General features: G+C 64.1%; 10 protein-coding genes. 6 read left to right on the forward strand and 4 right to left on the reverse strand.

What is annotated here, in order from left to right; all coding sequences use genetic code 11:
* Position 1 precedes the first annotated feature (1 nt).
* From DTX69_RS01310 to DTX69_RS01325, 4 genes are all read right to left on the reverse strand, one after another.
* Positions 2-697 carry a response regulator transcription factor gene (locus tag DTX69_RS01310; RefSeq protein ID WP_119299681.1) on the reverse strand — a complete coding sequence of 232 codons (696 nt, stop codon included), beginning with the start codon at positions 695-697 and terminating at the stop codon, positions 2-4.
* A gap of 133 nt (positions 698-830) precedes the next feature.
* Entirely contained in the window at positions 831-1814 is a 984-nt protein-coding gene (locus tag DTX69_RS01315) for an NAD-dependent epimerase/dehydratase family protein (RefSeq protein WP_119300017.1), read from the reverse strand.
* Between the two features lie 73 nt (positions 1815-1887).
* Positions 1888-2580 carry a helix-turn-helix transcriptional regulator gene (locus tag DTX69_RS01320; protein WP_119299682.1) on the reverse strand — a complete coding sequence of 231 codons (693 nt, stop codon included), beginning with the start codon at positions 2578-2580 and terminating at the stop codon, positions 1888-1890.
* Between the two features lie 76 nt (positions 2581-2656).
* Positions 2657-4360: a methyl-accepting chemotaxis protein gene (locus DTX69_RS01325; RefSeq protein WP_119299683.1), complete on the reverse strand. Its 1704-nt coding sequence runs from the start codon at positions 4358-4360 to the stop codon at positions 2657-2659.
* Positions 4361-4568: 208 nt separating this feature from the next.
* Here DTX69_RS01325 and DTX69_RS01330 point away from each other — a divergent pair, with 208 nt between their 5' ends.
* The 6 genes from DTX69_RS01330 to DTX69_RS01355 all read left to right on the forward strand — a co-directional run bounded on the left by DTX69_RS01330 (position 4569) and on the right by DTX69_RS01355 (position 12502).
* Positions 4569-5825, forward strand: a complete 1257-nt coding sequence (locus DTX69_RS01330) for an FAD-dependent oxidoreductase (RefSeq protein ID WP_119299684.1) — start codon at positions 4569-4571, stop codon at positions 5823-5825.
* 10 nt (positions 5826-5835) lie between these two features.
* On the forward strand, positions 5836-6147 hold the full coding sequence (locus tag DTX69_RS01335) for a sarcosine oxidase subunit delta (RefSeq protein WP_119299685.1): 312 nt from the start codon (positions 5836-5838) through the stop codon (positions 6145-6147).
* The gene (locus DTX69_RS01340) at positions 6147-9068 is read left to right on the forward strand and encodes a 2Fe-2S iron-sulfur cluster-binding protein (RefSeq protein WP_284735478.1); all 2922 of its coding nucleotides are present in this window, start codon (positions 6147-6149) and stop codon (positions 9066-9068) included. The genes DTX69_RS01335 and DTX69_RS01340 overlap by 1 nt, the downstream gene beginning before the upstream one ends.
* 3 nt (positions 9069-9071) lie before the next feature.
* Complete coding sequence (locus tag DTX69_RS01345) at positions 9072-9800, forward strand: aminomethyltransferase family protein (protein WP_119299686.1); 729 nt, start codon at positions 9072-9074, stop codon at positions 9798-9800.
* Positions 9797-10858 (forward strand): GlxA family transcriptional regulator, encoded by a 1062-nt coding sequence (locus DTX69_RS01350; protein WP_119299687.1) that lies wholly within the window; start codon positions 9797-9799, stop codon positions 10856-10858. Before DTX69_RS01345 ends, DTX69_RS01350 begins: the two co-directional genes overlap by 4 nt.
* 186 nt (positions 10859-11044) lie before the next feature.
* Positions 11045-12502, forward strand: a complete 1458-nt coding sequence (locus DTX69_RS01355; protein ID WP_119299688.1) for a preATP grasp domain-containing protein — start codon at positions 11045-11047, stop codon at positions 12500-12502.
* Positions 12503-12517 lie beyond the last annotated feature (15 nt).

Raw genomic sequence — 12517 nt, forward strand, 5'->3', positions numbered from 1 at the left:
GTCAGTCCGCCGTCGGTTTCACACCTGCTCGCATGGCCGCAGTGGCCAGCTGGGTGCGGTTTGCGACCTGGAACTTGCGGCACAATGAAGCGACATGGATCTTGACCGTGACTTCGCTGAGGCCGAGCTGGCGAGCGATCTCCTTGTTGGGCGAACCGGCCACCACGCGGACCAGCACGTCCTTCTGCCGATCGCTCAGCGCGGGCAGCGGTTCCACAGGCTGCTCCGGTTCGGCCGGCTGCGCGAGGTCGCCGCTCCAGGGAACGAACACCTGACCTGAGACCGCCAGCTTCAAGGCCATCAGGAGGGCGGGTGCGGACATCGCCTTGGGGAAGACGCCCGCGGCACCGGCCGCGATCAAAGGCTCGACCTCTTCGCTGGAGACGTAGCCGGAGATCACCCCGACGGGCAGCGTCGGATATTCGTTCTTCAATGCCGTGATGGTGGCCGCGCCGGACATGCCCGGCATGTTGTAGTCGAGCAGTACTATCGAGAACGCGGTCTCGGTTCGCAGCAGCGCCTTCGCCTCATCGACATTGCGCGCCTGCCGCATGCGCAGATTGGGATCAAGGCGCTCCAGCATCTGAGCGAGCGCCTCCCGCACCATCGCATGATCGTCCGCGAGAAGAACACGCCATTCTGCGTTCTCAGTTCTGGATTCAGTCGGTGATGCAGCCGGCGATGTCATGATGTTCATACCGCACCCTGTACAAGAGTGACATGAGTGTTACTATGCATCCATGTTTGACTGCGAGGCGTGAGCAAAGAGTTAAGGAACGCTAGGTCGAAAGGCTTAGATCGGACGAGCGATCGCGCGCAACGAAGGGCGACTACTCAACCGGATAGGGTCCTTCGAGGAAGGTCTCCGCGTGGTAGCCTTTCGATCCGATAAGCCGCGCCAGCGGGCTTCTGAAGTCGTGCCCGGCCGTGAGTCGCTCGACCACGAACCTGAAATCATAGTGTGGCCGCCAGCCGAGCTCGTCGCGCGCCCGTTTGTTGACATATACCCGATCGATGCCCGAAGCCATTGTCCAGCCGCGGCGCGCGTATTCCGCGTCATATTCGGGAACATGGCGCCGCACGACGCCCGGTGCATCCCGCCTCAACTCCAAAAGATCGTCGCGGGAGAAGGGCGTGGTCGCGCTGATGATGTAACGTCGGAAGCCCAGCGAAGCCGCGTGCCGCGCGGCAAGCAGATGCGCGCTCACCACATCTTCGATGTCGACCCGCCGGTACAGGTATTCATTCGCCTTGGCGTTCTCGTCCGCATAGGCCGCGCGTACGGCTTTGTCGTCATCCTCCTCGGGAAAGAAGCGCGACGTCCTCAAGACGATGCAGGGAAGGTGCTGGTTGCGGTGGAACAATTGGCAAAGATTCTCCGCCGCCTCCTTGGTGACGCCATAGATGTTCTTGGGCATCGGCACGACTTCTTCCGTCACCCAGGCCGCCGGGGCCCCGACCGGCGGCACCAGCGCATCCCCGAAGACGCTGGTCGTGCTGGTACAGATGAAGGATTTGACGCCGACCGCCACCGCCTCTTCCAGCAGGTTGAGCGTGCCGGTGACGTTGGTATCGATGAAGTCCTGCCTGCCGTGAGTGGCGACATGCGGCTTATGCAACGTGGCGGCATGGAACACCACATCGACACCCTTCATGCAGTGCCGGACGCAGGAGCGATCCGAGATCGAACCGATCTGGCTGGTGAACGGACTCTCCCGGATGTCGAGTGCGACGACCTCATGCTCCAGATCCCGCAAGGTGCGGACCAGAGCCTCGCCGAGGTGACCGGAACTTCCCGTGACCAGAACCTTCATGATCTGCAATTCAGGCGAATAAAGGATCGACGATCGCAGGGACTATAGGCAATCCGCCCGGCGCGATGCCACGCTAGAATTGTTCCGGAATGCCTTGCGTGATTCGCCAGTCCTTGAGCAGCACGCGGCGGCGCTTCGGGTAACGCTGCTTCAGGGGCTTAGCCTTCTCGATGCGATCGGCGCGGAAATGGCGGAAGTCCTGGCGCATCTCGCACCAGGCAGCCACCACGCGCGCGCGATCGAAAAAGGCAAGTGCGATGGGCCAGATGATGCGCTCCGACTTCTGGCCCTTTTCATCTGTATAGGCGATCTTGATCTTGCGCTCTTCGCGGATCGACTGACGGATCGGGCTGAGGTCGACCGGCTCCGGCGCCGCTTCGCGGCTTGCACCGACCATGACGCCGGCCAGTTCCACTCGCTCCTTCAGATCCTCCGGCAGAACGGCGGCGATCTTGGTCAGGGCATTGCGCGCCGCGTGAGCCAGGAGCTTGTCGCCGCGTTGCATGACCCAGCGCGAGCCCAGGACCAGGGCCTCGATCTCTTCGTCATCGAACATCAGCGGCGGCAGCAGGAAGCCCGGGCGCAGCACATAACCGATGCCCGCCTCGCCCTCGATGGTCGCGCCCTGCGCGTTCAGTGAGACAACATCACGATAGATGGTGCGAATCGAAACGTTGAGCTCGTCGGCCAGACGTTCCGCGCTGACGGGCCTGCGATAGGCACGCAAGGCCTGGAGCAACGCCAGCAATCGCTCGGACTTGGACATGCTGACAGAATGGCAAAGCCGTCACGCGAACGCCAGCGGGCTTTTCAGAGTCCCTGACAGTTTCTGTCAGGATAATTCACGGGCGCGCTCGTGCCAGCTCTGTCTCGCCCTTGAGGCTGCCGGGCTCGTCACGATACGTCATGCGGCCGGCAACAATCTCACCCTGCCAGCGGCGCTCGATTTCCGCCCGTGAGGGCTGGGCCTTGAACCAGTCGATGAACTGGTTGACGGCCTTCAGGAGCCCATGGCTGGAGGGATCGTCCGCCACGCCGACGGCGTAGTACCACGGCTCGGGCGCGAGATCGACCGGCAGGCATTCGATTTTGCCGTGCCATGGCGAGCCGGCGCCGGTGCAGGCCCAATGATAGATCGGCTTGTCGACTGCGAAGGCATCGACCGCGCCCTCCGACAGGCAGTCATGAATGCGGCTCTGGTCGGTATAGGCGATGAGGTTGGCGAGCTTCACCTTGCCGCCGGGCGTGCCCATGTTGGCGGCCCAGCGGAGCCCGGCCGCCTCCAAGGTCGCAAAGGCCGCCGGATCGTTGATGCAGCCCAGCACCTTGCCCTCAAGGTCGCCGATCCCGCCGATGCGCGCATCGCCAACGCGGCGCGCGAGCACGTAGCGCAGATAGGTGTAGGGCTCCGAATAAGCGACGCCGCGCCAGCGCGCATTGGGCGGCAGAGCGCTCCACACCACGTCGCACTCCGCTTCGCCGCGTCTGCGGCCGGCATGGAGCAGTTCGCAGCACAGATCCCAAGGCTGCGGAACGAACTCCACCGCCACGCCGAGCCATTTGGCAAAAGCCTCGGCGTACTGGACGTCGAGCCCCGTAAACCGGCCGCTCGGATCCTGGAAAGACAGACCCTTGAAATCCGGCTCAAGCGCGACCCGGAGAGTGCCGCGCCGCTTGACCTCGACCAGTCGGTCGAAAGCCGGGTCGGACTTCACCGCTTCCCCCTCTAGGAGCTGTGCGAAAGCGGCGCCCGGATCGCCGGTACTCCACGCCTCCACCGCTTTCATCAGAAGCGTTCGCACCCATTCATCTTTCGCGCGGGCCCGCTCGGACGCGGTCCGGATGCCGCTCAACACCTCGTGCAGCACGCGGTTGCTCTCTGCCATCATGTTCACTTCGGCAGTGGTCCGGGCGAACGTCTCGTGGAGGCGGCCATTGGTCTCCTCGACCGCGCGCGCGACGTTGGCAAGCGCATCGCGCGTGAGATCAGCAAGCCGCGCCAGCTCACCTTGCAGTTCGGTCAGCTGCACGGCGCTCGCCGCCTCATCGGCGCTCTTCAGCGTATCCTGGGCCAGGGCGCGGACCTCCTGGCTTACCACTGCAAAGCCGCGGCCGGCCTCTCCGGCGCGCGCCGCCTCGATGGTCGCGTTGAGCGCCAGCATACGCACGGTGTTGCCGATCTTGGTGATGCCTGCCAGCACCTTCTGCAGTTCGCCTGCGCGCTCGCTCAGCATGCTGACCACGCGCTCGAGCCCCTGGCCTACATTGCTTTCGGTCTGGCCGACACGGCCCTTTACCTGCTGCACAAGCTCGCCGATGGTCTGATCGGCTGCCTTGAGTTCGCTGCGGCTGGCGTTGACCGATTTGTCCAGGGAGGCGCCCCAGCTCTGCACCTCCGCCACCAACTGGTTGGCTGTGTCGCTGGCGGCGCCGGCGTGGTTGAGCAGGTTTACGCAGTGGCGCAGGAACTGCGCAGTCTCGTACGCCGGCATGCGGTTCGAGATCTGGGCCGCTGCCGAAGTCGCCCCGCTGTGCTCAAAGACCATCTGCTCATCCCCTCAACGTCTGAGCCGAGTCCCCTTCTATACTTTAGGATCATTAAACTTTCGTTCCCTGACGGAACGGACGCAAAAACGTCATGCCGGTGACGTCTCTGTCGATTATGGGCTAGTCTGCGTCGAAATCGAGCGATGAGCGAATCGCGCCTTGGCTAGCTTTGGGGCCGCGCCACAACGGCACCCGGGATGACCGTACATGCTTCCAGCGTTGTTTCCCTATAAGCTCCTGCCCTATGGCTTTCGCAGGAAATATCGGCCGCAGCGATTCATCCCAAAGCAGAAGGACCTCAAGTCCTCCTATGACGTCGTGATCATCGGAGGCGGGGGGCATGCCCTCGCCTGCGCCTACTACTTGGCGCGCGACCACGGCATCACAAATGTCTGCGTCCTGGAGAAGGGTTACCTCGCCGGCGGCAACACGGCGCGCAACACGGCGATCATCCGGTCCAACTACCTGACGCCCGAAGGCGTCAAGTTCTACGAGCAGTCGCTGAACCTCTACCGCGACCTGTCGCAGGCGTTCGACTTCAACATCCTCTATTCGGAGCGCGGGCATTTCACCCTGGCGCACACCGACGCGGCGGTGCGCACCAGCCGCTGGCGCGCGGAGGTGAACAAGCAGCTCGGTGTCGATTCGGAGCTCATCTTCCCGGACGAGATCCATCGCCTGTGCCCGCACCTCAACATGTCGGACAAGGTGCGCTATCCGATCCTGGGCGCGCTCTATCACCCGCCGGGATCGATCGCGCGCCATGATGCCGTGGCCTGGGGCTACGCGCGCGGCGCCACTGCCATGGGCGCGGAGGTGCATCAGCAGACCCCCGTCACCGGCATCATCATCGAGAACGGCACCGTGAAAGGCGTCGAGACGCCCCGCGGAAAGGTCTACGCCAACAAGGTGATGCAGGCGGTCGCTGGCTCGACCTCCGTGGTCGCGAAGATGGCGGGCTTCCGTTTGCCGATCCGCACCATTCCGTTGCAGGCCTGCGTGTCGGTGCCGCTGAAGCCGTTCCTGGACCAGATCATCGTGTCAGGATCGCTGCACGTCTATGTGTCGCAGTCCTCGCGCGGCGAGCTGGTGATGGGTGGATCGACCGACCCTTACGGCCTCTATTCCACGCGCTCCACGCTCGATTTCAAGGAAGGGCTGCTGGGCCACATGCTCGAGCTGCTGCCCATGCTGGGCGAGGTGAAGATCCTGCGCCAATGGGCAGGCATGGCGGACATGACGCCGGATTTCTCGCCCGTCATGGGGCTGACGCCGGTCAAGAACTACTACATCGACAGTGGCTGGGGCACCTGGGGATTCAAGGCGACGCCGGTCTGCGGCATGACCATGGCGCACACGATCGCCAACGATGAGCCGCACGATCTCATCAAGCCGTTCTATCTCGACCGCTTCGTCGAGTACGCGCAGGTCGGCGAAAAGGGCGCGGCCTCGGTCGGGCATTGAGGAGGATGCGATGAAGATCATGAACTGCCCCCTCAACGGCCCGCGCAACATCAGCGAATTCGCCTGGGGCGGCGAAGTGAAACCGATGCCCGATCCCGCGTCGCTCGACGATCGCGCCTGGGGCGACTGGCTGTTCCTGGAGAACAACGAGGCCGGCGTGGTGCGGGAATGGTGGTGCCACGTGCCGACCTCCTTCTGGTTCATCGCGGAGCGCAACACGGTGACGGACGAGATCCTGAAGACCTATCCGGCGAGCGAGCTGTTCAAGGAGCGCGTGAACTTCGCCCCTTCCGCCAAAAGTCCACAAGCGGAGAAGAAGTGATGGCTGGCATGAACCGCCTTCCCGCTCCGTTCGGTGCCTGGATCGACCGCAGCAAGCCGATCAGCTTCACCTTCGAAGGCAAGCCCATCGAGGGCTTCGCGGGCGACACCATCGCGAGCGCCCTGCTGGCCAACGGCCAGACCATGATCTCCCGCTCCTTCAAATATCACCGGCCGCGCAGCGTACTCACTATGGCGGGCCAGGATTCGAACACCCTCGTCCAGGTGGGCGAAGAGCCGAACTGCCTCGCGGACAAGCGCCGCATCGAGCCGGGCCTGAAGGTGGAAGCGCAGAACTATGTCGGCTCGTTCGAAGATGATAAGGGCCGCTTCACGGAACTGGTCGAGCGCTTCCTCCCCGTCGGCTTCTATTACAAGAGCTTCCATGAGCAGAAGACGTCGTGGAAGAAATGGGAGCCGATCATCCGCGCCATGGCAGGCCTCGGCAAAGCCGACCTCAAGGCTGACTTCCATCATTCCTACTACGACAAGCAATATCTGTTCGCCGATGTGGCGGTGATCGGCGGCGGACCGGCCGGCATGGCCGCTGCTCTGTCGGCCGCGGAGAGCGGCGCGGAGGTCATCCTGGTGGATGAAGGCGCTGAGCTTGGCGGATCGCTCTGGTACGCGCGGTTCAACGTCGATGGCACGCACGGCTCCTTGACTCGGGGGGAGCTGGAAACCGCAATCGCCGCTAAGCGCAACATCCGCGTGCTGAGCGATGCCGTCTGCACCGGTCTGTTCGCCGACAATTGGCTGCCGGTGATCACGGGCAATCGGCTCTATAAGCTGCGCGCCAGATCTGTCGTGGTGGCGACCGGCTCGATCGAGCAGCCGTCGGTCTTCCGCAACAATGATCTGCCAGGGGTGATGTTCGCCTCGGCGGCGCAGCGTCTGGTGCGCCTCTATGGCGTGAAGCCAGGCGATCGCGCCGTCATCCTGACCGCCAACGACGATGGTTATGGCGCGGCGCTGGAAATACTCGATGCCGGCATCTCCATTGGAGCGATGGTCGATCTGCGCGCCACCGTGCCGACGAACGAGATGACGCAGGCCGTGCGCCGCGCCGGCATCGACGTGATCGCGGGTCACGCCATCAAGGAAGCGATCGCCGGACACGGCAAGTCTCGCATCACCGGCGCCATTGCCGCGCCGGTCGCGGGCGATGGCAAGCTCGGCGATGGCGGACGCGTTCTGGACTGCGATCTGATCCTGATGGCGGTCGGCTACTCGCCGGCAGCGCATCTGCTGCATCACGCCGGCGCCAAGTTTGCCTACGACACCGGCAGCCACATGTATCGCCTGGAGACCTTGCCAGCCCATGTGTTCGCCGCCGGGTCGGTCAACCAGGCCTATGTGCTCGACGCCACATTGGCGGACGGCAGGCGTGCCGGTTGGCTCGCGGCGCGCGATGCCGGTCATTCTGCCGGCGCGGAGCCGCCGGCCCCTGTGGAGCTGGGTTGCGACGGCCTCACCCACCCCTGGCCGATCTTCCCGCACGAGAAGGGCATGGATTTCGTCGATTTCGACGAGGACCTCAAATACAAGGACCTGATCAACGGCATCGCCGACGGCTACGACAATGTCGAACTGCTGAAACGCTACTCGACCCTCGGCATGGGCCCGAGCCAAGGCAAGCACTCCGCCGTCGCGGCGGTGCGCATCGTGGCGCGCGAAACCGGCGAAAACCTGAACCGCATGAGCGTCACGACGCAGCGCCCACCTTATACGCCGGAGAAGTTCGGCCACATGGCCGGCCGCGTGTTCGAGCCGGAACGGCGCACCGCCATGCATCATCGCCACCTGGAGTTGGGGGCACAGATGATGCCGGCGGGCCTGTGGTGGCGCCCTGCCTATTACGGCCAGAAATCCGAGCGCGACAAGGCGATCCGCGAAGAAGCGAACGCCGTGCGCACCTGCGTCGGATTGATCGACGTTTCGACGCTGGGCGGTCTCGACGTGCGCGGGCCGGATGCCGCCGAGTTCCTGAACCGGATGTACACCTTCGCCTATGCCAAGCAGCAGGTCGGACGCTGCCGCTATGTGCTGATGACCGACAATGCCGGCGTCATCACCGATGACGGCGTGGCGGTGCGGTTCCACGACGAGCACTTCTACGTCACCGCCACGACCAGCGGCGTCGACGCGGTCTATCGCCAGATGCTGTGGTGGAACGCGCAATGGCGCCTCGACGTCGACGTGGCGAACGTCACCGCCGCTTATGCCGGCGTCAACATCGCCGGTCCGAAATCCCGCGAGGTGCTGAAGCGCGTGTGCGAGGGCGTCGACCTCTCAGCCCAGGCCTTCCCCTATATGGGCGCGGCGATGGCCGAAGTGGCCGGCATTCCTGCGCGCATCATGCGCGTCGGCTTCGTCGGAGAGCTGGGCTACGAAGTGCACGTGCCGGCGAGCCAGGGCGAAGCCTTGTGGGATGCGCTGATGGCGGCCGGCGGGCTTGAAGGCATCCGGCCGTTTGGCGTGGAGGCGCAGCGCGTGTTGCGCCTGGAGAAAGGCCACATCATCGTCAGCCAGGACACCGACGGCCTGACCAACGTGTGGGAAGCCGACATGGCCTGGGCGGTGGCGAAAACCAAGCCATTCTTCGTCGGCGGCCGGTCGGCGGAGATCCAGGCCAAGAAGCCGCTGACCCGCAAGCTGGTCGGCTTTACCCTGGCCAACGACAGCGATCCATGCCCCGAGGAATGCCACCTGGTGCTGAAGGGCGAAGAAATCGTCGGCCGAGTCACGTCCGCGGTGCGATCGCCGTCGCTCAACAAGGTGGTGGGCCTAGCCTATGTGCATCCCAGCGATGGCGAGCCCGGCAAGCAGTTCGACATCAAGGTCGACGGCGGCAGGCGCATCAAAGGCGTGGTGACCAAGTACCCATTCTATGACCCGGACAACAAACGGCAGGAGATGTGAGCGATGGCGAGTCTGACCAACCTCGATCCCGCCACGTTGAAGCGCCGCAGCTTCATCTATCGCAAGCTTGCGGCCGCCGGCGCGGAGTTCGCCGAGGTGAATGGCGGCGCCGTTGCCATGCGCTATCCCGCGCGCGCGGAGAACGAAATGGCCGTTGCACGACGCATGGGGCTGGCCGATCTTTCCGTCCTGTCCCATGGCGGCTTCAAGGGCCGCGGCACGGTCGAATGGCTGACGAGGCAGGGACTTACCATCGGCGCGGACAGCAACAAGGCTTATGTCCAGGCCGATGGCGAGCTGGCGGCGCGCCTCGCCCCGACCGAGATCTTCCTGCTGGATGCGCTGCAGGGTACCGGGCGGCTGATCAACCAGCTGAACGCGGCCTGGCAATGGGCGCCATCCGCGCCGCGGCCGCAGCAAGGCTATCCGACGCCGCGCCAGGATAGCCATGCCTGGTTCATGGTGACGGGCGAGAAGTCGGCCGAGATGTTTGCCAAGATCTGCGGCGTCGACCTGCGTCCGCAACACTGCCCCGTTGGCACCATTGCGCAGACCTCGGTCGCCAAGATGAGCAGCAGCATCATCCGCGCCGATCTTGGCTCCACGCTCGCCTATCATCTGTTGGCGGATATCGCCTCAGCCGAATATCTGTGGACCTGCGTCGAGGATGCGATCGCCGAGTATGACGGCGGCATCGTTGGATTGGCTGCCTTGCGGAGCCTGCAGGCATGACCGTCACGGCGCGAGCCAGGTCTCAGAGACCAGGCAACGCGCCGCAGGTCGCGGATCGCGGCGGTTTGCAGGGAGGCTTGCTGCCCGATTTCCTGAAACCGCGCACCAATGCCAAGTCGCCGTTCCGCGTCGCCGTCATCCTGGTGCCCGGTTTTGCCCTGATGTCCTTCGCTTCGGTGATCGAGCCGGTCCGCGGCGCCAACCGCCTCAGCGGCGCCACGTTCTATGAATGGGAATTGTTCGCCCCAGAAGGCGGGATGGTGGAATCCAACAGCGGCATCACCGTCGCCGCTGCCCCGGTCTCGACTCTCGAGCAAAGCCATTTCGATCTCGTCGTCGTGTGCGCCGCCAGCCATGCGGAGCAGCGCCGCTTCCGCACCGTTGAAGAGGTCCTGCGCCGCCTGTCCCGCCGCAACGTCGCGCTGGCTGCCGTCAGCACCGGCAGCTTCGTGCTGGCGCGCGCCGGCCTGTTGGATGAGCGACGCTGCACGGTTCATTGGGACTATGCCGACAGTTTTGCCGAAGCGTTCCCTGACATCGCGCTCTGCAACGACCTGTTCGTGGTGGATGGCAGCATCCTGACCTGCGCGGGCGCCACTGCGGCGCTCGACATGATGCTGCAGCTGATCGGCGCGCATCAGGGGCAGGATCTGGCGCGACAGATCTCGGGGCAGTTCCTCCATGGCGGCATCCGCGCCGCGGCCGACGACCAGCGCCGCATGCTGCTGGGCATGGGTGTCACCAACTCCGTTGTGCAGAAGGCGGTCTCGCTCATGGAGGCCGCGATCGAGGAGCCGGTGCCGCTGACCGAACTGACCCAGCGTACCGGCGTATCGCAGCGCCAGCTCGAGCGGCTGTGCAAGCGTTATCTCGGGGCCACGCCCGCGCAATACTATGTGCAGCTCAGGTTGGAGCGCGCACGCCGCATGCTCCGGCAGACCGACATGTCCGTCGCGGAGGTTGCGATTGCCTGCGGCTTCGTCTCGCTGTCACATTTCGCCAAGGTTTACAGGCGTCACTATGGTTTATCGCCGCGCGAGGACCGCAAGGCGACATAACCACACAGACTCTATACCCATCGATCTACGTCTTAAGTCGCGGGCGCGGTTAGGCTAAAATTTTAGTGGCCTACTCCCCCAATCGGCGCGCTATCATCGCTGACGGGGACTCCGCAAGGCGACAACCGTCGATCTGCCGGCCAAGCAAGTACGTCGTGCAGGACAGTATGAATTTTGGTGGGAACGATGCCTCGGATTCTGGTTTCGAACATCGATAATGAAAGCATGATGGCGGACGAGCGCGCGCTCACGCCGGATTTCTGCCGTGCGAGCGCCATCACCGCCAGACGCATGGCATGGTTTGCCGAAGCCGGCGACATCGTCGTGCTGCCGCGCGATCTGTCGCCGCAGATGAAAGTCTATATCGCACGCACCATGGGCTATGAGCCCGGTTCCGTCACCTATCTGACGCCGGACTGGGGCAATGGACATCCCCGCCCGATCCGCGCGCACGAGCTGCTGCATACAGGGCTTGCGGAACGGATGGTTCGGATGATCGGCGACCCCGGCAACTGGAGCGTCTATCCCTATTGCTATGAGCGCTCGACGCAGCAATTCGCCGAACGTCTCGGCCTGGACGGCGAACGCGACGTGCGCCCGTTTGTGAAGCAGGGCGGTGCGGAATTGCTGAACGACAAGCGCGTGTTCCGCAGCGTTGCCGCCGGTCGGGGCGTTTCGATCGCGGAGGGCGTGGTCTGCGCGACCCAATGGCAACTCGAGGAATCCATCGGCGCGCTGATCGACAAGACCGGTGCGGTCATCATCAAGCAGGACCGCCACAGCGGCGGATTCGGCAATCTGATCGTCAGCCGCGCGGAAGCCACCGGCGCGCTGGGCGCGCCCGAAGTGCTGGTGGCAAAGGATGAATCGCAGATCCGCGACCAGTCGCGCATCGCCTGGGCGCGCCTTGCCTACACGGATCGCGCGCCGCTGATCGTGGAAGTCTATTATCCGGTATCAGCCTGCGTCACGGCGGAGTTCAAAGTGGATGCGGCGGACAACGCCGTCACCTTCCTTAATTGCGGCGAAGTCCGGCAGGCGCCGATCCTGAGTGGCCTCATCATGCCGTCCGCCGTTCCACCCTATCAGCTGGCGTCGTTCGTTTCTGGTGCGACGGAGCTGGCGCGGCTGTGCTGCGATCTTGGCTATGAGGGGCTGGTGAATATCGACGGTATCGTCACCGCCGATGGCAATGTCATTGTCAACGAGTTCAACGGCCGCATCGGCGGCTGCTCCCACATCCATCATATCCTTGAGGCCGTCGCCGGGCCGCGTTATGGCGACACGCTGGTGGTCGTCTCCCACAGCCGCACGGTCGACATTTCCATCGACCAGGCCTTCGGCGTCCTCAACGAGCGCAAGCTCGCTTTCGATCGGAGCCAGGGACGCGGTATCATCGTGACGGGCGAGGATGCATCTGGCTCGGGTCACCTGGAATATCTCTCCATCGCGCCATCGCGCGAGGATGCGATGCGGCTGGAGGCGGAGTTCGAAGGCCTGCTAGGCTTCGATATGCCTTCGCAAACCGAGGCCGGCATTGGGCATCTGGCCAAGATCCTGGCCCACCTGCCGCAGATCCGGCGCAAGGAGGTGGAGCAGGCCCTCCAGGATGGGCAGCGCCACGGCATTGCGCACCAGCCTTGACCCGTGTAGGCCTGG

The sequence above is a fragment of the Dongia deserti genome (assembly GCF_003574735.1).
Taxonomy (GTDB): Bacteria; Pseudomonadota; Alphaproteobacteria; order Dongiales; family Dongiaceae; genus Dongia_A; species Dongia_A deserti.

What these genes read in the sequence shown, in the direction of transcription:
- DTX69_RS01310 (WP_119299681.1), bottom strand. Translation starts at nt 697, where the DNA reads ATGAACATCATGACATCGCCGGCTGCATCACCGACTGAATCCAGAACT.
- DTX69_RS01315 (WP_119300017.1), bottom strand. Translation starts at nt 1,814, where the DNA reads ATGAAGGTTCTGGTCACGGGAAGTTCCGGTCACCTCGGCGAGGCTCTG.
- DTX69_RS01320 (WP_119299682.1), bottom strand. Translation starts at nt 2,580, where the DNA reads ATGTCCAAGTCCGAGCGATTGCTGGCGTTGCTCCAGGCCTTGCGTGCC.
- DTX69_RS01325 (WP_119299683.1), bottom strand. Translation starts at nt 4,360, where the DNA reads ATGGTCTTTGAGCACAGCGGGGCGACTTCGGCAGCGGCCCAGATCTCG.
- DTX69_RS01330 (WP_119299684.1), top strand. Translation starts at nt 4,569, where the DNA reads ATGCTTCCAGCGTTGTTTCCCTATAAGCTCCTGCCCTATGGCTTTCGC.
- DTX69_RS01335 (WP_119299685.1), top strand. Translation starts at nt 5,836, where the DNA reads ATGAAGATCATGAACTGCCCCCTCAACGGCCCGCGCAACATCAGCGAA.
- DTX69_RS01340 (WP_284735478.1), top strand. Translation starts at nt 6,147, where the DNA reads ATGGCTGGCATGAACCGCCTTCCCGCTCCGTTCGGTGCCTGGATCGAC.
- DTX69_RS01345 (WP_119299686.1), top strand. Translation starts at nt 9,072, where the DNA reads ATGGCGAGTCTGACCAACCTCGATCCCGCCACGTTGAAGCGCCGCAGC.
- DTX69_RS01350 (WP_119299687.1), top strand. Translation starts at nt 9,797, where the DNA reads ATGACCGTCACGGCGCGAGCCAGGTCTCAGAGACCAGGCAACGCGCCG.
- DTX69_RS01355 (WP_119299688.1), top strand. Translation starts at nt 11,045, where the DNA reads ATGCCTCGGATTCTGGTTTCGAACATCGATAATGAAAGCATGATGGCG.